This is a genomic window from Pseudomonas fluorescens NCIMB 11764, from assembly GCF_000293885.2.
Taxonomy (GTDB): Bacteria; Pseudomonadota; Gammaproteobacteria; order Pseudomonadales; family Pseudomonadaceae; genus Aquipseudomonas; species Aquipseudomonas fluorescens_B.
Genome location: NZ_CP010945.1, coordinates 4,843,606 through 4,861,567, shown reverse-complemented (window position 1 = coordinate 4,861,567; position 17,962 = coordinate 4,843,606). Strand labels below are relative to the sequence as shown.

The 17,962-nt window shown below is 56.4% G+C and carries 21 protein-coding genes; 11 read left to right on the top strand and 10 right to left on the bottom strand.

Going from position 1 to position 17,962, the window contains the following annotated elements; all coding sequences use genetic code 11:
- Positions 1–52 precede the first annotated feature (52 nt).
- Entirely contained in the window at positions 53–964 is a 912-nt protein-coding gene (locus tag B723_RS22235; RefSeq protein WP_017339013.1) for a helix-turn-helix domain-containing protein, read from the top strand.
- A 63-nt stretch (positions 965–1,027) separates the two neighbouring features.
- Positions 1,028–1,480: a YMGG-like glycine zipper-containing protein gene (locus tag B723_RS22230; protein WP_031318953.1), complete on the top strand. Its 453-nt coding sequence runs from the start codon at positions 1,028–1,030 to the stop codon at positions 1,478–1,480.
- Here B723_RS22230 and B723_RS22225 read toward each other — a convergent pair.
- The 3 genes from B723_RS22225 to B723_RS22215 are packed head-to-tail and all read right to left on the bottom strand — an operon-like array spanning position 1,465 to position 5,123.
- Positions 1,465–2,490, bottom strand: a complete 1,026-nt coding sequence (locus B723_RS22225) for a DUF2955 domain-containing protein (protein ID WP_031318952.1) — start codon at positions 2,488–2,490, stop codon at positions 1,465–1,467. The genes B723_RS22230 and B723_RS22225 overlap by 16 nt on opposite strands.
- Positions 2,480–3,604 (bottom strand): HlyD family secretion protein, encoded by a 1,125-nt coding sequence (locus tag B723_RS22220; RefSeq protein ID WP_017339010.1) that lies wholly within the window; start codon positions 3,602–3,604, stop codon positions 2,480–2,482. The genes B723_RS22225 and B723_RS22220 overlap by 11 nt, the downstream gene beginning before the upstream one ends.
- Positions 3,597–5,123 (bottom strand): efflux transporter outer membrane subunit, encoded by a 1,527-nt coding sequence (locus tag B723_RS22215; RefSeq protein ID WP_017339009.1) that lies wholly within the window; start codon positions 5,121–5,123, stop codon positions 3,597–3,599. The genes B723_RS22220 and B723_RS22215 overlap by 8 nt, the downstream gene beginning before the upstream one ends.
- Between B723_RS22215 and B723_RS33110 the strand changes: the two genes are divergently transcribed.
- Positions 5,105–5,389 carry a hypothetical protein gene (locus B723_RS33110; RefSeq protein WP_144425263.1) on the top strand — a complete coding sequence of 95 codons (285 nt, stop codon included), beginning with the start codon at positions 5,105–5,107 and terminating at the stop codon, positions 5,387–5,389. The two genes, B723_RS22215 and B723_RS33110, sit on opposite strands and share 19 nt — an antisense overlap.
- Before the next feature lie 127 nt (positions 5,390–5,516).
- Here the strand turns inward: B723_RS33110 and B723_RS22210 are convergent, their stop codons facing one another.
- Complete coding sequence (locus tag B723_RS22210; RefSeq protein ID WP_017339007.1) at positions 5,517–6,386, bottom strand: NmrA family NAD(P)-binding protein; 870 nt, start codon at positions 6,384–6,386, stop codon at positions 5,517–5,519.
- A gap of 114 nt (positions 6,387–6,500) precedes the next feature.
- Between B723_RS22210 and B723_RS22205 the strand changes: the two genes are divergently transcribed.
- Entirely contained in the window at positions 6,501–7,421 is a 921-nt protein-coding gene (locus tag B723_RS22205) for a LysR family transcriptional regulator (protein WP_031318951.1), read from the top strand.
- Between the two features lie 89 nt (positions 7,422–7,510).
- On the opposite strand, the gene B723_RS22200 is transcribed toward B723_RS22205, so the two are convergent.
- From B723_RS22200 to B723_RS22175, 6 genes are all read right to left on the bottom strand, one after another.
- The gene (locus B723_RS22200; RefSeq protein ID WP_017339005.1) at positions 7,511–8,050 is read right to left on the bottom strand and encodes a cytochrome P460 family protein; all 540 of its coding nucleotides are present in this window, start codon (positions 8,048–8,050) and stop codon (positions 7,511–7,513) included.
- Between the two features lie 135 nt (positions 8,051–8,185).
- Positions 8,186–8,962, bottom strand: coding sequence for an alpha/beta fold hydrolase (locus tag B723_RS22195; protein ID WP_017339004.1), 777 nt, complete (start codon positions 8,960–8,962; stop codon positions 8,186–8,188).
- Between the two features lie 468 nt (positions 8,963–9,430).
- Entirely contained in the window at positions 9,431–9,679 is a 249-nt protein-coding gene (locus B723_RS32460) for a DUF2790 domain-containing protein (RefSeq protein WP_017339003.1), read from the bottom strand.
- An 86-nt stretch (positions 9,680–9,765) separates the two neighbouring features.
- Positions 9,766–10,233 (bottom strand): cyanase, encoded by a 468-nt coding sequence (gene cynS, locus B723_RS22190; RefSeq protein WP_017339002.1) that lies wholly within the window; start codon positions 10,231–10,233, stop codon positions 9,766–9,768.
- 471 nt (positions 10,234–10,704) lie between these two features.
- On the bottom strand, positions 10,705–11,355 hold the full coding sequence (locus B723_RS22185) for a response regulator transcription factor (protein ID WP_017339001.1): 651 nt from the start codon (positions 11,353–11,355) through the stop codon (positions 10,705–10,707).
- A gap of 317 nt (positions 11,356–11,672) precedes the next feature.
- On the bottom strand, positions 11,673–12,569 hold the full coding sequence (locus B723_RS22175; RefSeq protein ID WP_031318950.1) for an AraC family transcriptional regulator: 897 nt from the start codon (positions 12,567–12,569) through the stop codon (positions 11,673–11,675).
- Between the two features lie 111 nt (positions 12,570–12,680).
- On the opposite strand from B723_RS22175, the gene B723_RS22170 reads away from it, so the two are divergent.
- The 7 genes from B723_RS22170 (at position 12,681) to B723_RS22140 (ending at position 17,947) form a co-directional block, all read left to right on the top strand.
- Positions 12,681–13,022, top strand: coding sequence for a carboxymuconolactone decarboxylase family protein (locus tag B723_RS22170; protein ID WP_017338998.1), 342 nt, complete (start codon positions 12,681–12,683; stop codon positions 13,020–13,022).
- A gap of 173 nt (positions 13,023–13,195) precedes the next feature.
- Positions 13,196–13,771: a reactive chlorine resistance membrane protein RclC gene (gene rclC, locus B723_RS22165; RefSeq protein WP_017338996.1), complete on the top strand. Its 576-nt coding sequence runs from the start codon at positions 13,196–13,198 to the stop codon at positions 13,769–13,771.
- On the top strand, positions 13,768–14,025 hold the full coding sequence (locus tag B723_RS22160) for a DUF2790 domain-containing protein (RefSeq protein ID WP_017338995.1): 258 nt from the start codon (positions 13,768–13,770) through the stop codon (positions 14,023–14,025). Before rclC ends, B723_RS22160 begins: the two co-directional genes overlap by 4 nt.
- A 293-nt stretch (positions 14,026–14,318) precedes the next feature.
- Positions 14,319–14,552 (top strand): hypothetical protein, encoded by a 234-nt coding sequence (locus tag B723_RS22155; RefSeq protein ID WP_017338994.1) that lies wholly within the window; start codon positions 14,319–14,321, stop codon positions 14,550–14,552.
- Between the two features lie 46 nt (positions 14,553–14,598).
- Entirely contained in the window at positions 14,599–15,960 is a 1,362-nt protein-coding gene (gene gorA, locus B723_RS22150) for a glutathione-disulfide reductase (RefSeq protein WP_017338993.1), read from the top strand.
- Between the two features lie 332 nt (positions 15,961–16,292).
- Positions 16,293–17,210, top strand: coding sequence for a transcriptional regulator CynR (gene cynR / locus B723_RS22145; protein WP_017338992.1), 918 nt, complete (start codon positions 16,293–16,295; stop codon positions 17,208–17,210).
- Between the two features lie 107 nt (positions 17,211–17,317).
- Entirely contained in the window at positions 17,318–17,947 is a 630-nt protein-coding gene (locus B723_RS22140) for a glutathione S-transferase family protein (protein ID WP_017338991.1), read from the top strand.
- Positions 17,948–17,962 lie beyond the last annotated feature (15 nt).

The window sequence follows — 17,962 nt, the reverse complement described above, 5'->3', positions numbered from 1 at the left end:
TATCCACTTTCAGCAGCACCAAAACGCACCAAACGAGTGCGTAAGGTCACCCATGACTACGTGCAATCCATTACAGGTCCAAGCGTTCAACACCGCCGATGTCGCCGAGCAAATCCGCGCCACGCCGGGATGGGTCCAGCATTACCAGCAGATGTCGCCGGGGCATTTTGCCGGGCGGGTGCGGTATCTGGACCTGCAAGGCGTAGAGATCTACGAGGAACACATGAACACTCGGGTCGAACAGAATTTCAGTGCGCCTGAGGGTTCACTGGCGTTCTGTTTCGATCGCAGCGACAACGCGCTGTACGTGTTGAATGAAGAAAGCCGCAACATCTGGATCACGCCGGAGAACTATCAGGAAATTGCCGTGGTGTTCGGGCCTGAGTTCGTTCAACGGCACGGGCTGAATGTCGCCAGGCTCGAAGGGCTGTTCATGGCACCGTTGAACTCGGAGCAGAACGCGCTGTTCAGTCGCTGGTTGAGCGGAACCTTGACCCGTCTGGCGCAGACCCTCGATCCGCCGAGCAAAGAGGCGTTGACCCAGCAGTTGCTGGAAGACTGTCTGTACATCCTCGACAACGCGTGTGTGTGCCTGGACCGCGGCGGTTTGCAGCGTCGCGCCGAAGAGCGGGCGGTGATGAAGCGTATCGGCGAATGGGCGGCCGATTCCCCGGAAGAAACCTTGAATTTGCTGGAACTGTCCCAGGTCGCCGGGGTGTCGCTGCGTCAGTTGCAGCACGCCTTCAAGGCGTACACCGGCATGACGCCGACCCATTGGCTGCGCCTACGCCGCCTCAACAGTGCTCACCGCGAACTGCTCAGTCGCTCGGCCACGGAAACCACTGTGGCCGAAGTGGCGATGCAATGGTCGTTCTGGCATTTGGGTCGGTTTTCCAGCAGTTATCGCGCGCTGTTCAAAGAGCTGCCGAGTGAAACGCTCAAGCGTGCTGGCCGTCAGTCATAAGTCGGGGGAGGGCGCGCGGGGGTGATCTACACTCTGGAGGCTGAGGACACCTCGGAGGTCATCATGAACAGCTTGTCTTCCCTTGGTCTGTGTGTCGCGCTGTCGATTGCCGCCACGCAGGCATGGGCCGAAACGGTGGTCCCGTTGAAGGGCCAGACGTCGCAACAAACCCAACTGGACATCGAGGCCTGCCACAACATCGCCGCGGGTCAGACTTCGACGCCGCCGCCTGCATCCGGTGGCCGCCTGAAAGGAGCGGCTGTCGGTGCCGCTGCCGGCGCCACTGGAGCTCAGGTTCGCGGTCGCCAGCACGATGAGTTTTATGACCGTGTGGATGACGATGTGAAGCAGGATTATCGGCAGAACCGGGCCAAAGAGACGGCGGCCGCCGGTGCGGTGGTGGGGGGATCGCGTCAACGCCAGGAACGCCGGGCGCAACAGAAAACCGCCGCTTCCACCAGTTCGACGGCCTACACCAGTTGCCTGCAAGGAAAGGGGTATCAGGTTAATCCCTGAACGCGTTTTGGCGGTCGCTGATCCAGCAGATAAACCATCAGGCACGCATACAGAGTCACCAGGATAAACAGCCCCATGCGCACGGCAAATGCCGTGTAGACGTCTTTGCCCGCAAGGCTGTCCTGCACCGACTGACCGAGCAGGATAATCATCGTGATCAGGCTGTTGAGCCAGAACCCCGGACTCAACCGGGTCGGGCTCAGGGCGTACAACTTGCGCGCCAGGATCAGACCGAACAGCAGCATCCACAGGAAAAACATCCACAGGTGCACAAACAGGCTCAGCGCACTCCAGAACAGCACCGCCAGCACGCCGGCCAGCAGGGTCGAACCGACGAGTTCGCGACCGGCATTTCGGGCCGTGGTGGAACTCTGCTGGCCCAGGCCGACTGCCTTCAGAATGATCGGCAAGTAGCTCGCCGGATCGATCATTGCCAGCAAAAACGCCGGCAACACGATCAGGGTTGCACGCAGCGCAACCCGGCTGACTTCTTCCGCCGGTAACAGCGGCGCAGGGGGTGGCGACGGCGCGTTGGGCGGGTCGGGAAAGAGCCAGTGACTCACCGCCACCATCAAAACGGCGAGGAGTAATCCTTTGACCAGGGCGCCAATAACCATCGCCGCGAGGTCGAACTCGGCGACACCGGCTGAAGAAATCATGGTCAGGCCGATCACCAGGAATGTGACGATCAGGTTGTTGCCGCCGCGCAATCCAAAACGAAAAACCAGGAACAGACAGACGCCGACCAGCAGCACGCCACTGACCGGGTAATAACGCAGAACCGGAATCAACAACAGGCCGACTCCGGTGGTCAACATTGCAACGACGGCCAGAACAATTCCGGCCTTGAACGGCAATGGCCGGTTGACGGTGGCGAGGAGCAACAACGCAAGCACCGGCGCGATAAAGGGAATCGGCAAGCCCAAACCGAAACTCCCGGCGAGACACAACGCAGTGCCCGTGGCCAGGCGCAGTGCGCGTTGAGCCCTGGGTGTGCGTTTAGTAGGCATAGGACAGCCAGCTCATCAGACCAAAAAACAGACGACCGAGCGGGTTCAATGGATTGCCTTGGGTAGGAAAGGCCATGACTTCAGCCTGGCCGCCGGCACGCATCGCACGGCTGTCGCGCAGCCGCGCTTTGGATTCCTCGGAAAACTCAATGATCACGGGGAAGCGCTGGGCTGGACGCAGCCAGTCGCGGCTGTTCTGTACATTGGGCAAGGTACCGGGTGCCGGCGTCTGACCGACACTGACGCCGTAACCGACGCTACGCACGCGCCCGTCGAACACTTCGCCCGGCAGCGCATCCAGAACAATCGCCACCGGCGTATCGACCCTGACCCGACCGAGGTTGTTCTCGGTCATGTCAGCACTGATCCAAACATCGTGGATGGCGATCAGGGTCATCACCGGACTGCCGACGGCGGCGAACTGCCCGGCATCGGTGCGCAGGTCGGTGATCAAGCCTGCCGATCGTGCGCGAATCTGCGTGTTGGCCAGGTCCAGTTCGGCTTTCGACAACGCCGTCGCGGCACTGCGCAGCATAGCGTTATCTTCCTCACTGCCACCTTCCTGCTCCCGCGCACGCTGGACTTCGGCACGGGCGGCGGCGACCTGGCTGACGGCTTGTTCGCGATTGGCCCGAGACACTTCGAGAAGCCGCACGGAAATGGTTCCGGGGTCATCGCGATACAGCCCCTCAAGGCGCTGATTGTCTTGGCGCGCCTTGAGTTCGTTGGCCTGGGCGGCGCGCAGATTGGCTTGTGCCGAGGCAATGCCGGCGGTGCTGGCGCCGATTTGTCGGCGTGTCGATTCGAGGTCTGCGCGTGCGCGGTCGACGGCGATCTGATACGGCTGGGGATCCACCTCGAACAGAACGTCTCCGGCCTTGACGTCCTGGTTGTTGCGCACGTTGACGCGAATGACCCGGCCGGCCACTTCGGCCGCCACCGGAATGACAAAGGCGCCTACCCGGGCCTGTTGGGTGTAAGGCGTGAACCGGTCCGCCGACAAATACCAGGCCAGGCTCAGGACGATGACCAGCAACACCCATTTGATGCCTTTCTTCGCCGGATCGGCGGGCGGCTCGGGTGCCTTGGGGGAGGGCGGTGCGGCTTCACTCATGGTCTTTTACCTTGTTGGCTTGTGTAGCTGAAGGCTCATCCAGCAGATCGCCCCAGTCCGTACGTTGCTCCATTTGCCGGCGGGTCGCCGCATCGATTTTCGGCAGCGCGCTATACCAGCCACCGCCCAGGGCCTTGTACAGGGCAATCACATTGCTCACGGCATTGCTGCGGCTGACCAGGTAATTGTCCTGTTGCTCCAGCAAGGCGCGTTGCGCATCCAGCACCCGTTGGAAGTCCGAATAACCTTCACGATATTGCGCGTTGGCCAGCACCAGCGAGCGCTTGGCGGAGACTTCCGCCTCACGCAGGATGCGTTCGCGCTCCAGGGATTTGATCAATCCGCTGGCGGCATCATCAGCCTCGCGCGCCGCCTGGCGAACTTTGTCGCGGTAGGCTTCGATCAACTGCTGCAACCGCGCATCCTGGACACGCACGTTGTTGCTGATCTGGCCATGGTCGAAGAGGTTCCAGCGCAGGCTGGGGCCGCCGATGAAGTCCAGGCTTCTGGAGGTGCCGTTCAGCGTGTCGGCCGACCAGACGATGCTGCCGAGCAAAGTCAACGACGGGTAGAACTCGGTTTCGGCCACACCGATCAGCGCCGACTGGGCTGCGACGTTGAGTTCGGCGGCGCGCACATCAGGTCGGCGCAGCAGGAGGTTGGCGGGCACATCCTGCAGCACTGCGCGGTCTACCAGCGGGATCAGTCCTTCATTCTCAAGCAACTGTGACAGTGCACCGGGTGGCTGACCGACCAGCACAGCCAGCGCATTGCGGATACGCAGCACCTGGTCTTCAAAGTTGGGAATGGTGCTAAGGGTGCCCAGGTACTGAGTCTTGGCCTGTTGCAGGTCGAGCTCGGCTTGCTGGCCGCTGTTGAACAGCTTTTCGGTGATCTCGAAATTACGCTTTTGCTGTTTGGCGTTTTCCTTCGCCACACGCAAACGCGCCTCGGTGGTGCGCAACGAAAAGTAGGTGTCCGCCACTTGGGCACGCAGCAGGACGAGCACGTCTTCGTAGTTGGCCTGTGCGGCGAAGTAACCGGCATCGGCGGATTCGATGGCACGGCTGAAGCGACCCCAGAAATCCAGCTCCCAGCCAATGTCGAACCCGGCGCTGTGTTGCCAGAAATGACTGTCCTGCGGATTGCTTCCGCCGGATTGCCTGCGGTTGAAGTACAGACTGTCGACGCTGGCTTGCTGCAATTGCGGGTAGCGCCCGCTTTGAGCGATGCCCAGTTGGGCACGGGCCTCCATCACTCGCAGACCGGCGATTTTCAGATCCGAATTTTGGGCGTCCGCCTCGGCGATCAAACGATCGAGCACCGGATCGCCGAAGACTTGCCACCACTGCCGCAGATCAGGATGCAGGTTGCGCTGGCTGGATTGCTCAAGGGCAGGGGAGCTCCAGTGGTCAATCCAGGCTGGCTTCGGTGACTGAAAATCCGGCCCGAGGCGCACGCAACCACTCAAGCCCAGTACACCCAGCAGGAGCAGTTGGCTTGATCGCGTCAAATGCATGCACGTTTTCCGGTCCATTAAGTTCACAAGAGCATAGACGCCCTGATGATCAGCCGACTGCTAAGCTTTCACGCGGCATCACATTCAATATGACTCGTCAAAAAGGAACGGCAGCCATGAATGCGCCGCATGCCGCTGGATGGCGCTTCAAACCGGGCATCGCGATCATAGATCTGATGCTCGGCTCATGGCTGATGGTGCCCATCGTGGCGGCAGCGGCAACAGGCAAAAGCTCTGTGCGGAGTTTCCCGAGCATTCGGCATTGATTGAACAACTGACAATAGAATGAGGGCTGAGGGGAGTATTGTGGGTTGAGACGGCAGTTCACCCGCCTCAACACGCAGCCTCCCACCAAGACGCTATGCAGCATGGGAAGGAACGAAGAACAAATAGTTAGAGAGAGAAAGCGACCCGTAGCATACCCTCAAGGTCTTTCGGCTTGCGTCCCAACAGTTTTTCAAGCGTATGACTGCTCTGGTCGAAAGCGCCTTTATCAATGGCGTTACCCCAGCCGCTGAGGAATTTCGCGACCGAGGTTGGCCAGCCGTCAGCCTCCCGAGCGGCGATGAATGCTTGAGCGGAAATGGGTTGGTATTCAATCGGCTTCTCCGTCAGTCGAGCCAACCCGTTAGCGATGTCCTGGAATGACCACGTCTGTCCCGCATTCAGCAGGCAAGTGCGGTTTTCATAACCCGTTTCGGTTAACAGTGCGGCACCGGCCTCTGCCAGCTCGGCAAAAGTGGCGAAGCTGGCTCGACCTTGACCTGCTGGGGCACTGAAGTCTTCTTTTGCCGCATCGGCGCCAGTGAGGAAGGGCAAATCGTCGGCGTATAGGGGATGTTGAACAATCGTGTACGTGAGGCCCGACCTCTTGAGCAATCGTTCGGTAGCGATATCGCTTTCAGTCACGCCTTCAATAGGAGCCAGCTCATCGTTGACCCGTTGAATACTGGTGTAAACCACATGGCGAACACCGGCCCGGCCGGCAGCAACGATCACGTTTTTATGCTGGGCAAGACGATCACTGAAGGCTACGGCTGACACCATGTAGATTTTTTCGACGCCTTCGAATGCCGCCACCAACGAATCGTAATCGGTGTAATCCCCGTAGCGCACTTCTATACCCAGTGCAGCCAGGGGCGCGGCTTTTTCAATATCACGTGCCATTGCCACAACATCGGATGCCGGGATTTTTTGTACCAGTGAATGCAAGACAGCATTGCCCAATCTGCCTGTCGCGCCAGTAACGAGAAATTTTGCCATGATGCTTTGCTTCCAATCTTGATAACCAGGAGGAAGCCCATCATGACCAAAGCATAAAAGATAAATTAGTCTTCAATAGGTAGAATCAGCTTCAACCAAAAGTTGGAGATGATCGTGGAAACTCTAGGTAATCTAGAATCCTTCGCCCGTGCCGCGGAAGCCAGCAGCTTTTCCGAAGCCGCACGGCGCATGGGCATTTCCGCAGCCGCTGTCAGTAAGAATGTGGCGCGCCTTGAAGCCAATCTGGGTACGCGGTTGTTCCACCGCAGCACGCGAAGTATCACCCTCACCGAAGCGGGAGAGTTGTTTTACCAACAGGTCGCAGAAGGCCTCGAAACCCTCCAGGGGGCCATCAATCAGATAAGCGAAGCCAGAGAAGTCCCCGCAGGACGATTGCGGGTCAATTTGTCACCATCTTTGGCTTACGATTATGTATTGCCATTGCTCAAGACCTTCATGCAGCGTTACCCCGCGGTGGTGCCAGATTGGCATTTAGAAATACGACGCGTGGATTTGATAGGTGAAGGGTTTGATGTCGCTATCGGTGGCGGCATGGAATTGTCACCTGGCGTTGTGGCACGAGAACTCGCCAAACTTCATCTCGTGGCTGTCGCTGCTCCGTCATGGCTGGAAGGCAAGCCGCTGCCCACTACGCCCAGCGAGTTGCAGGGGGTTGATGGCATCGTAATGCGTTCGACCAACTCAGGGCGTTTGCTGAACTGGACGCTTCGTGATGCTGGGGAAGGGCGGTTCGACCTCAATCTCAAACCCGCAGCCATCATGAACGACCCGGAAGCGCTATGCAGCTGTGCTGTGATGGGGCTAGGTGTCGCACTGCTGCCCTTGGATCGCGCCTGGCCTCGCTTGCAACGCGGTGAGCTGATTCGATTATTGCCAGATTGGTATGTCGATCTGGGCGTGGTCTCGGTTTACTACTCTTCCAAAAAATCTTTGCCGGCCAAAACACGGGTGTTCGTCGATTTTCTGTTGGAGCATTTTCGAGAATCGCTCTGCCAACACTTCCGTGCCGATTGACGCCTACGGCGATTGAGCCAGCATAACTGAAGCAATACTCGCATCGGTGGGCACCCGTCCAGTGACGGTTGTTCACCAGCGACGGCCAGTTATTCGGAATACTTTGTGAATATCAGGTCCGTCGCAGTGGGCAATTTCGTATGGCAAGCGAAGCAGCCATTGACGATCTTTTCACTGGGATTGGGCTTGCCGTTTTCAAACTGCCCGTAACCCCATCCGCCTGTATTGGCGTAACGCTTAGAGTCTTTGACTTCGATCTGGACGTTCGTGGGCTCGCCCGCGATGAAAGATTGGTCCCGACCAAACACAGCGTTGTTTTGCGCGGAGGATTCATATTGATAAGCGAGTCGAGCGATGACAGTGCCATCTGGAAATGGCCGTGTCCCATCCCTGAACGCTTTCATGGCGACATCATTTCCCAGAATGACACGGATGTCAGGTTTATCACCTTCTTCATGAGCAATGCTGACAAATTGCCAGTTCCGGTAGCCCGGTGGGAGTGTCACCCCAAACACTGGCGACCCCTCTGCGGCCGTACCGGGGGTTGAATCAGCGTTTGCAACAATAGAGAAAGCTAGCCCGCAAAGAATACTGGCGGTCGCGGTCAGAACGAGCAATTTGGAAGTCATCACAAATTCTCCAACGATGAGTGTACGCAGTTTCGTCGACGACCTTGTCGAAGGTCTGCAAGTGCATCCGGCCTTTCGGCCAGATGCTGATTGAACGAGTGCCACGACCGTTCCATTGACGGTTGCAGGCAATCGTCATTTGGCAGTGGCAGCCGCTTCAATCAGGCTGGCAACAATCTTCGGATTGGACACCATCACGACATGGGACGCGCCTTTGACCGCGACGGTCTGTCTGGCATGCGCTCGTTCAGCCATGAACGCCTGGGCTTGCGCGGGGATGTTCTTGTCCTTGTCACCGTAAACGAACCATGAAGGAATGGTTTTCCACGCTGGCTCGCTCGACTTTTCGTTGAGCGCCTCTGCGGTCACAGGGCGTTGGGTCGCAGCCATCACCTTGGCGTCGGCGTTCGACACATCCGCAGCGAACTGATCGTGAAACTTGTCCTGTTGGATGTAGAGGTCTTTACCACCGTCGGCCAATTCAACCGGTGGCGCCAAGGTTGGGCCAAGTGTGTTGCCTGGGAAGCGACCCGCCAGGTCTGCGGTGGACTCACCTGCCTCGGGCGCAATAGCAGCGACGTAAACCAAGGCTTTGACGTTGGCATTTCCATAGGCAGCTTCGCTGATGACCGGACCGCCATAAGAGTGCCCGACCAAGACGATTGGAGTCTTGATGCTCGCTAACACATCCGCGACAGACTGTGCGTCACCCTTGAGCGAGCGAAGAGGGTTGGAGGCCGCGATTACCGGATATCCATCCTTTTCCAGAATTCTTACCACACCGTTCCAACTGCTGGAGTCGGCGAAGGCTCCGTGCACCAACACAACGGTTGGTTTGATCGGAGCGGCCAATGCAGCGGTCGAACTGATCATTGTTGCTGCGAGCGCAAGCCCTGCAAATAACTGTTTCATCGAATGTTCCTGTGTATAGAAGATTGACGCAGTCAGGTAAATTTGAAACGGGTGCAGAACTGTCTGCGCCTTCATGGGGAGGGCGTTGGCGCAACGTCTATGGAGCGTTTCAGACACTTTTTTGCGCCATCCAGAAGTCCACGGATCTTCGAGCACAGACAGCTATACCTGTAACGAATCGATCGACTGCGCGGATCATGGTCTGCTTCTATCAATTGCGTGAGAACGACCAAAAAGAACAATCTAATATTTCACTGGGTGAAACAGCCGAAGTTTAAGCGCTGAAAGGCTATTGCCCTCTTACTGGCCTGGCGCTTTCGCCAGAGTGATCTTTTCTTGTATCACGCAGCAACGCGGGTATGGCGAGCAGGTAATGCGCAGGTCGTTGGGTGTGCTAGCAGTGACTTTTCAAAAAAACGCCAATGAGGTGTTTTTTATTTTCATTATCCTCACGTTCCTATGGTTACCTCAATTCGTGCATCCGGTGCCAATGACGCGGTATTCCAGGATGTGTACTTCACCGTCAGAGTCGTTGTATGTCATCCGCACTGGTGTGGGTCCGCAGACATCAGCTGCCAGTGAGGTTTTGACCACGTTAGCAATGTCTAGATGCATTCCATATTTATATATGTCAACTGTTGGATCTGCGTTGGCTTCTTGTGTGTATGTCGATAATGAGGCCGTAACGGACAAGACGAAAAACAGGAATTTAGTCATGAAAGTGATCTCCGGTTTAATGGATGTGAGCTCGTTGAGAGGGCTTTAATTGGCCCGCACGTCGGCCTGTTGTGCCTGTTATACCGTCAGAAAGGACGTAGCGGCAGGAACTTGCCGTCAAGGGTAATCACTGCACGGTGGCCACCCTCTGGATCTTCAACTTTCTGCATATTCAGCTTGAAGTTGATTGCGCTGATAATGCCGTCGCCGAACTGCTCGTGAACCAGCGCTTTCAGCGTCGTTCCGTAGATCTGGATCATCTCGTAGAAACGGTAGATGGTTGGATCACTAGGGACCCCTGACAAACTTCCACGCAGTGGAATGATTTGCAGTAAAGCCACGCTCTCGGAGTTCAGGCCCAGTTTTTGGCCGATGATTCTGGCTGCGTCAGCTGGCAGCGGTTGCTGACCCAAGAGGGCTGCAGTAACGTAAGCCAGGCCCAGCCCGGTACCGTTTGACAGGTCCTGCCATGACAGGTTTCTGCTGGCTTTGGCTTGCAGGATTTCGGTCGTCAATGCAATGCTGACTTCGTTATAAACGTGTGACTGTGTCATGGCGTTTCTCCAGTCGAGATAATGTAACGGATGATATTGATTGGTGTTGTTTTAGAAGTCGGTAATCATTGTCAAAACTGTTGGTAGTGTCTGAGCCTCCATTCAAGTTCGCCGAATTGATCTGTATGCATTGGGACTGATTGCTTTTGTCACTGGTGTCTGCTCGTTCGGTGTTTTCGTTTGCTTGAACACAGGATAGGACTGTCGCAGCCGATAAGCACTTCGACATAAGGTCGAATTTTTTAGCGCGTGAGTGGTAGCGGCTAATACTTGAGTATTAATGGCGGACGGCGAGATTTTGATTTTTTAATTGCTGGACAATTTGTCGGCGTTCAGCTGGGCGAGATTTGTGAGTATGAGTGGGAGTAATAAGAGAGGGGGCGGACGGTGGGGCAGGTGCATAGAGGCATTTGCCTGGCACTCCAAGAGCGTATTGCTTCCAAGTACACAGTACTTACGCCTTAAATTGATTCAGTGCTTACCTCCTATCCCTAGCGATTCAGCCATTCGTACCAGATCAGCAAACGACTTCGCCTTCATTTTTTTCATCGCGTTCCCGCGGTGAATTTTGACAGTGACTTCACTGATACAGATCTCGCCGGCGATCTGTTTATTCATCAGACCCTTCACGGCATAAGCCATGACTTCGCGTTCCCGGGCAGTCAGTGACTGGTAACAGGCATGCAATCCAGCATCCTCCTTGGCCAGTTCGCGGCGCTTTGTATCTGTCCTGAGTGCAGCCGATACTGCGTCCAGAAGGTCCTGGTCGCGAAACGGTTTGACCAGGAAGTCCAGGGCGCCAGCCTTCATCGCTTTAACAGACATCGCGATGTCGCCATGCCCGGAAATGAAGATGATGGGCAACTTATTCGCTGACTCAAGCAACTCTCGTTGGACATCCAGGCCACTGGACCCTTGTAGGCGGACATCCAGCACCAGGCAGCACGGTGTTTGAGGGTCGGGGCGGCGAATGAATTCGGCCGCGGAGGCGAACGTCTCGACCCGCACATCCATCGAGCGGAAAAGACTGCTCAATGCGATGCGCACGGACTCATCATCATCAACAACGAAGACTATTGGTCCGTTATCCAGAGGCGAATCAGAGAGGGAATCTCGACTCACATGTGCTCCTCCCAGGTAGGTAACGACAAGTGGAAAGCGGCGGTGTCTCCTCGCTCAGAACCTCCCTATGGTCAAAGGCTCGAGCACAAGGTGGTAAGCCTTGCTGTGGCATCTGTGATTGACTGCAAGTCATTGATGAGCAAATGGCTGATCACCTGGCGCCATTGGATGCGGCCTCCCTACGACTTCGACGCCAGCGCAATCATATCTAAGGTCTAGCACAATCCTGTTGCCAGGGCGGCGCGAAGAGGCATACGGCCGGGGGAGGTTTCCTTGAAGATCGTGACCGCCGTGTCGCCGATGGACCTGCCGTAGAATTAAATCCCGCGACGCAGTTTGCCTGGCGCCTCGCCGTAAAACTCCTTGAATTTCTTGCTGAAGGCCGATTGCGATTGGTACCCGACCTGTACGGCAATATCGCTCAGCCCCAGATGGGAATGGCTCAGCAGGTTGAACGCCATTTCCATACGAACCTGAGTCAACAGCACCCAGGGTGACGCGCCAGCCACACGTGCAAATGCGCGCAGGAACGTTGCGCGGGACATGCTCGCCATTTCCGCCAGCCCTTCAACGGTCCACTCGAATGCAGGGTCGGCCAGCATCGCCTGCCAGGCGCGTCCGAGGCGTTTGTCGCTGAGCAAGGCCAATGAGCCAGTGGTCTGGCCATCGCTTGCCAGGTGCGCTCGCAGGATTAAGGTGAACAGCGCCTGGGATAGCGCGTCGAGCATGAATCTGGAGCAGACCTGGTCGCCATCCGCTTCGCCACGCAGCATCTCCACCAGCGCAAGTAGCTGCCCACTGGCGGTGGGCGGGATGACCAGATACTCGGGCAGCGCAGCGAAGAGCAGTGACGTGCGATTGAAGTGAAACCCGCCACAGAGCATGTCGAAATCGCGACTGGCCCCGCCAATACGATGCATCGGCACGACACCACCTTCGCTAACGTACGGCACGGTCGGCGCTACGGTTTTGCCTGTGCTGTGCATGACATGCGGCACGCCCCGTGGAAGCAGCAAAATGTCCCCGGTCTTCATGGAAACACGCTCGCCATCTGGAAAATATACCTGGCACTCTCCGGCCAACACGATGTGATAGGGCGCCTTGCCCAAGGCTTCCTGCTCATGCTCGCGAGCCCAATCCCCCTCGAACTGGCAGCGCAAATCCAGGCTGCCGCGCACGTTGGCCAAGCTGATGAGTTTATCGATTGAATTCATTTTGAGTCTTTCGCAATAAAAGCTGAGCCGATCGAACAAACCTGAATCGCGCCACTGGAGAAAACTGAGTGTGTCGAAACAGTACACTCAACCTGCTCAGGAATTTACGCTATGTTCAATAATTGGTCCGAATTATTGCCCACTATCCAGAAAGCCTTCGGCGCACTGGGCAAGAGCAACCCCAAGATGGTCAAAGCCTACATGGCACTCGGTGAAGCCGCTGCCGAAAACGATGTGCTTGATGTCAAGACACGCGAGTTGATCTCGATCGCCGTCGCTGTCACTACTCGTTGCGATGGTTGTATCGCCGCACATACGAACTCAGCGATCAAGGCAGGCGCGAGCCGCGAAGAGGTGGCTGCGACCCTGGCCACGGCTATCTCGATGAACGCGGGCGCTGCTTACATCTATTCGCTACGCACGCTCGAAGCGTTTGATGCGCTGAAAAACTAGCCTGACATCGCGTCCAAGCAGCCTCGGTACTACAAAGTGCCGAGGTTTTTTTACGTCATTGAAACGTGAAGGTCACGTTGAGACGATCAAGCAACAACTTGAGCATGACGAACAAAAGCACGGGTCTCAAAACCAGCAGACTGGCTCCACATTCAATGTTCTGGAGAAGTCCCATGCTCACCTCATTTACAACCTGGTTACGGTTCCTCAGCAAAGTGGACACCTTTGGCGCTTCGCTCATGCGACTGGCAATCGGCATCGTTTTCCTGTGGATCGGCGCGCTCAAATTCGTCCCATACGAGGCCGATAGCATCACACCGTTTGTGGCCAACAGTCCCTTCATGTCGTTCTTCTACGAACACCCCCAAGAGTACAAGGCTCACCTGACACATGAAGGTGAACTGAACGTGGAGAAGCGCGCGTGGCAGACAGGCAACAACACTTACGGATTCTCGACGGGGTTGGGCATTGTCGAACTCCTGATTGGCTTGTTGGTGCTGTCCAACCCGATCTCACGACGCACCGGCTTGCTCGGTGGTGCGCTGGCCTTCGGTACGCCGCTGGTGACTTTGAGCTTTCTGATCACTACGCCCGAAGCCTGGGTGGGGGCTCTGGGCGATGCTCAACACGGTTTTCCCTACCTGTCCGGTGGCGGTCGCCTGGTGCTCAAAGACGTACTGATGCTGGCCGGCTCTCTTGCCGTGATGGCCGACTCCGCTCGCAATCTGCTGCGGGAAAGTCACGCATGAACCGCTTATTGGAGAACTTTTCCAAACCGGTGATAGCTCTGACGTTTGCCATTGTTTCCAGCAGCATCGTGGCAGCACCGGCTGAGGAGGTTGCACGGACCGGAATGCCCCTTGATATCGTCAAAACCATCAGCATCACCGATGTCAGTAATGCCTGCGGAATCGTCCCCGTGGTACTGACGTATGACGATTCCCAGGGCCAGCGTCACACCGTGACGTATCAAGTCTGGGGATCGGCGTGCAGCGGCGGCTAAGCGACCCTGACAACACGCGATCAGCCCCCGTGTCTTTCCAGCGACCTCATAGTCGGATGGTCGCTGGAAAGAGGGATTAGCGTGGAATTTGTGACTGTCAATGACCTCGCATAAGACGCTGACGGCAGCCTGATCAGTATGTTCAGAACAACGCTTCGCAGGATTGTTTCACTCAGCACAATTAAGTCATGACATCCCTGCTGGTTCTCTAATTGCCCATACATGGTGAGACTGAACGCAGAAGCAATTGACCCAGTTCGGGTGAATGCGGTGTCCATCCAGGGAGTCCCCACATGATTGATGTCGCTCATTCCTGCGACGGTAACCCTTGGCTGGATACTCCGGTCATGGTCGTTACCGAATACGAAGGCGGCTTTTTGCTGCCCCAATTGATGGGAGCGCTGGCTAGCGAATACATCGCGGCTCCTGTCACGTACAGATCCGGCACGCGTCAGAACAAGGCTTCGGTCCTGGAACGGTGCGGCTCGATGTTGCGTGCATTGAAACTTCGTTTTTCTCCCCTTTAACGATATTTGGCAGCACATGTGTTGTGCGACCTTGCAGAGAATTGAGATGACCTACGACTTTGATTTGTTTGTGATTGGCGCTGGTTCCGGCGGTGTCCGTGCAGCGCGTTTTGCCGCAGGATTCGGCGCGAAAGTGGCAGTTGCCGAGAGTCGTTACCTCGGTGGTACATGCGTTAATGTCGGCTGTGTGCCGAAGAAACTCCTGGTCTACGGATCGCATTTTGCCGACGACTTCGAACAGGCCGAGGGCTTTGGCTGGACGGCCGGCAAGGCGCAATTCGACTGGCAAAAATTGATCTCCAACAAGAACCGAGAGATCGAACGACTCAATGGTATTTATCGCAAACTGCTGATCAACAGCGGCGTAACGTTACTCGAAGGCCATGCACGACTGACCGACGCGCATCATGTGGAAATCAATGGACAGCGTTTCAGCGCCGAACGCATTTTGATTGCAACTGGCGGCTGGCCACACATTCCGGAAATTCCAGGTCGCGAGCATGCCATCACTTCGAATGAAGCCTTCTTTCTGGAGCAACTGCCCAAGCGAGTACTGGTGGTGGGCGGCGGTTACATCGCCGTCGAATTCGCCGGCATCTTCAATGGCCTTGGTGCCGACACCAGCCTTCTGTATCGCGGTGATCTGTTCCTGCGTGGGTTTGATAAGGCGGTTCGCACGCACCTGGTGCAGGAGCTGACCAAGCGCGGACTGCAATTGGAATTCAACACGGATATCGTCCGGATCGATAAACAGCCTGACGGAAGTCTACTGGCGACACTCAACGACGGTCGTCAACTGGAGACCGACAGCATTTTCTACGCCACTGGCCGGCGGCCGATGCTCGACAATCTGGGCCTGGAAAATACCCGCGTCGAACTCAATGAGAAGGGTTACATAGACGTCAATGACAACTTTGAAACTCGCGAACCATCGATCCTGGCGTTGGGTGATGTGATTGGACGGGTGCAACTGACCCCTGTTGCAACGGCGGAAGGCATGGCGGTCGCTCGTCGATTGTTCAAGCCTGAAGAATATCGTCCAGTAGATTACCGCCACATTCCCACTGCTGTGTTCAGCCAGCCCAACATCGGAACCGTTGGGCTGACTGAGGAACAGGCGCTGGAGAATGGCCAGAATGTGATCGTTTTCGAAAGCCGATTCAAGCCGATGAAACTGACCCTCACGGACTCGTCCGAGCAGACGTTGATGAAGCTGGTGGTGGATGCCGTTACTGATCGGGTCTTGGGCGCGCACATGGTGGGGCCCGACGCCGGAGACATCATCCAGGGGCTGGCCATCGCGTTGAAAGCGGGTGCGACCAAGCGTCTGTTCGATGAAACCATCGGTGTACACCCGACCTCGGCAGAAGAATTTGTGACCCTGCGTACACCTGTCTCTGGCAGATGACAGCAGACGGCCAATTCATATTTTTTTCACGGCATGTGCTTACTTGTCGATGACGCCGGACGCAACGACGGAACGTCACCCTTCAAAAAGCTTGGACCTGAGATTCAAAATCCCTCTATGACGTTTTTACACATCCTCGATAGAGGTTGTGTAAAAACGCTTTTGTACGACTGGTGTCCAGTTTGCTGTTCGCGTCGCACATTAATTCGCCGGAATAACCTTTGGCATTCCTGGTGTTGCCTGGGTATGAGCAATGTCCTGGTGGTTGCTCGATAGCGTCCAGGACCGATATACAATGCACGCATAAGCACGGCCTATAGAGGGGGAATCCCATGCTGCTACGACACTTGCGATATTTGTTGGCTGTCGCCGATAACGCCGGCTTCACCCGCGCCGCCGAGGCGCTGCATGTTTCCCAGCCGACCTTGTCGCAACAGATCCGACAGTTGGAAGAGACCCTTGGCGTTGTGCTGTTCGACCGGACCTCGCGCACGGTAAAACCTACCGATGCGGGGCAGGCTTACATCGAATGTGCACGTCGCGTATTGGTTGAGTTGGAAGCTGGCAAGCGCGCGTTGCACGATGTGAAGGATCTGTCCCGCGGTACCCTGCGCCTGGCCATGACCCCGACGTTCATGGCGTACCTGGTAGGACCGTTGATGCGCGACTACATGGCTCTCTATCCAAATATCCACCTGGAGATCTTTGAACTCTCCATGGCCGATATCGAAACCGGCCTGGCGGATGACTCACTGGATATCGCCATTGCGTTTGATGAGGTGAGAAACCCGGACATCGAAACGATCCCGGCTTTTATAGAAACCCTGGGGCTGGTGGTGGGGCGGGATCATCCGTTATACGACTGCAAGAAACCGTTGACCGCCGAGCAGGTCGCTCAACTGGACTTTGCGTTGCTGACGCCCGACTTCGCCACCCGCATCTGTATTGACGAGTACTTCGCCAAGACGCAGATCACACCCAAGGTGGTGATCGAGGTCAATTCGGTAAATACCTTGCTGGAAGTCATGCGGCACACGGCGGTCGCCACTATTCTTCCGGAGCCTATCGCTACCCAGGACCGAGCCCTGCGCAGGATCGCGCTGCTGGACAAGGGGCCACGGCGCGGAGCCGCGCTGTTACGGCGTAAAAACAACTATCACAGCGCGGCGTCAGTGGCCTTTATGGACTTGATGCTGGGAGTGTCGGGAGGGGCAGCAGGGTCGAAAAAAAATGATTATTACATGCAATGAAATGCTGGATTGTAATTGCTGGTCATTCCGCTGTTTACGAGAGGAGGGGAAGATAACTCCATCGACGCGATCACCGGGTCGAAGTCTAACAACTATCGGAGCACGTCATGTCTCAGCAAGCGATCAAACTCTATCGTCACCCTTTGTCTGGCCACTCACATCGGGTCGAACTGATGCTGTCCCTGCTGGGACTGCCAACCGAACTGGTTTTCGTGGATCTGATGAAGGGCGCGCACAAAGCGCCTGACTTCCTGGCGCTCAACCGCTTCGGCCAAGTGCCGGTGATCGATGACAACGGCACCGTCCTGGCAGATTCCAACGCCATCGTGGTTTACCTCGCCGCCAAATATGGCAAGGGCCAATGGCTGCCAACCGATCCTTTAGAGCAAGCCAAAGTTCAACGCTGGTTGTCGGTGGCCGCCGGTCAAATCAGTTCGGGTCCTGCCGCCGCACGATTGATCACGGTGTTTGGTGCCGGTCTTGACGCCGAAGATACAATCAAACGCTCTCATTCCCTGCTTAAGGTCATGGAAGAAGAGTTGGGTCAGAGCACATTCCTGGCCGGCGACAAGCCGACCGTCGCCGATGTTGCTGCCTACACTTACGTGTCCCACGCGCCGGAAGGTAACGTGGCGCTGACTGACTACCCGAATGTCCGTGCCTGGTTGAGCAGCATCGAAGGTTTGCCGAACTTCGTTGGCATGCAACGTACTGCTGTAGGCTTGCAAGAGGCTTGACTCGATTCTGAAGGA

Coding starts and splice junctions, on each gene's coding strand:
- B723_RS22195 (WP_017339004.1), bottom strand. CDS start 8,962: ATGAAACAGTTATTTGCAGGGCTTGCGCTCGCAGCAACAATGATCAGT.
- B723_RS22160 (WP_017338995.1), top strand. CDS start 13,768: ATGAACCGCTTATTGGAGAACTTTTCCAAACCGGTGATAGCTCTGACG.
- cynR (WP_017338992.1), top strand. CDS start 16,293: ATGCTGCTACGACACTTGCGATATTTGTTGGCTGTCGCCGATAACGCC.
- B723_RS22155 (WP_017338994.1), top strand. CDS start 14,319: ATGATTGATGTCGCTCATTCCTGCGACGGTAACCCTTGGCTGGATACT.
- B723_RS22210 (WP_017339007.1), bottom strand. CDS start 6,386: ATGGCAAAATTTCTCGTTACTGGCGCGACAGGCAGATTGGGCAATGCT.
- cynS (WP_017339002.1), bottom strand. CDS start 10,233: ATGACACAGTCACACGTTTATAACGAAGTCAGCATTGCATTGACGACC.
- B723_RS22170 (WP_017338998.1), top strand. CDS start 12,681: ATGTTCAATAATTGGTCCGAATTATTGCCCACTATCCAGAAAGCCTTC.
- B723_RS22200 (WP_017339005.1), bottom strand. CDS start 8,050: ATGACTTCCAAATTGCTCGTTCTGACCGCGACCGCCAGTATTCTTTGC.
- gorA (WP_017338993.1), top strand. CDS start 14,599: ATGACCTACGACTTTGATTTGTTTGTGATTGGCGCTGGTTCCGGCGGT.
- rclC (WP_017338996.1), top strand. CDS start 13,196: ATGCTCACCTCATTTACAACCTGGTTACGGTTCCTCAGCAAAGTGGAC.
- B723_RS22230 (WP_031318953.1), top strand. CDS start 1,028: ATGAACAGCTTGTCTTCCCTTGGTCTGTGTGTCGCGCTGTCGATTGCC.
- B723_RS22140 (WP_017338991.1), top strand. CDS start 17,318: ATGTCTCAGCAAGCGATCAAACTCTATCGTCACCCTTTGTCTGGCCAC.
- B723_RS32460 (WP_017339003.1), bottom strand. CDS start 9,679: ATGACTAAATTCCTGTTTTTCGTCTTGTCCGTTACGGCCTCATTATCG.
- B723_RS22220 (WP_017339010.1), bottom strand. CDS start 3,604: ATGAGTGAAGCCGCACCGCCCTCCCCCAAGGCACCCGAGCCGCCCGCC.
- B723_RS22215 (WP_017339009.1), bottom strand. CDS start 5,123: ATGCATTTGACGCGATCAAGCCAACTGCTCCTGCTGGGTGTACTGGGC.
- B723_RS22235 (WP_017339013.1), top strand. CDS start 53: ATGACTACGTGCAATCCATTACAGGTCCAAGCGTTCAACACCGCCGAT.
- B723_RS22225 (WP_031318952.1), bottom strand. CDS start 2,490: ATGCCTACTAAACGCACACCCAGGGCTCAACGCGCACTGCGCCTGGCC.
- B723_RS22175 (WP_031318950.1), bottom strand. CDS start 12,569: ATGAATTCAATCGATAAACTCATCAGCTTGGCCAACGTGCGCGGCAGC.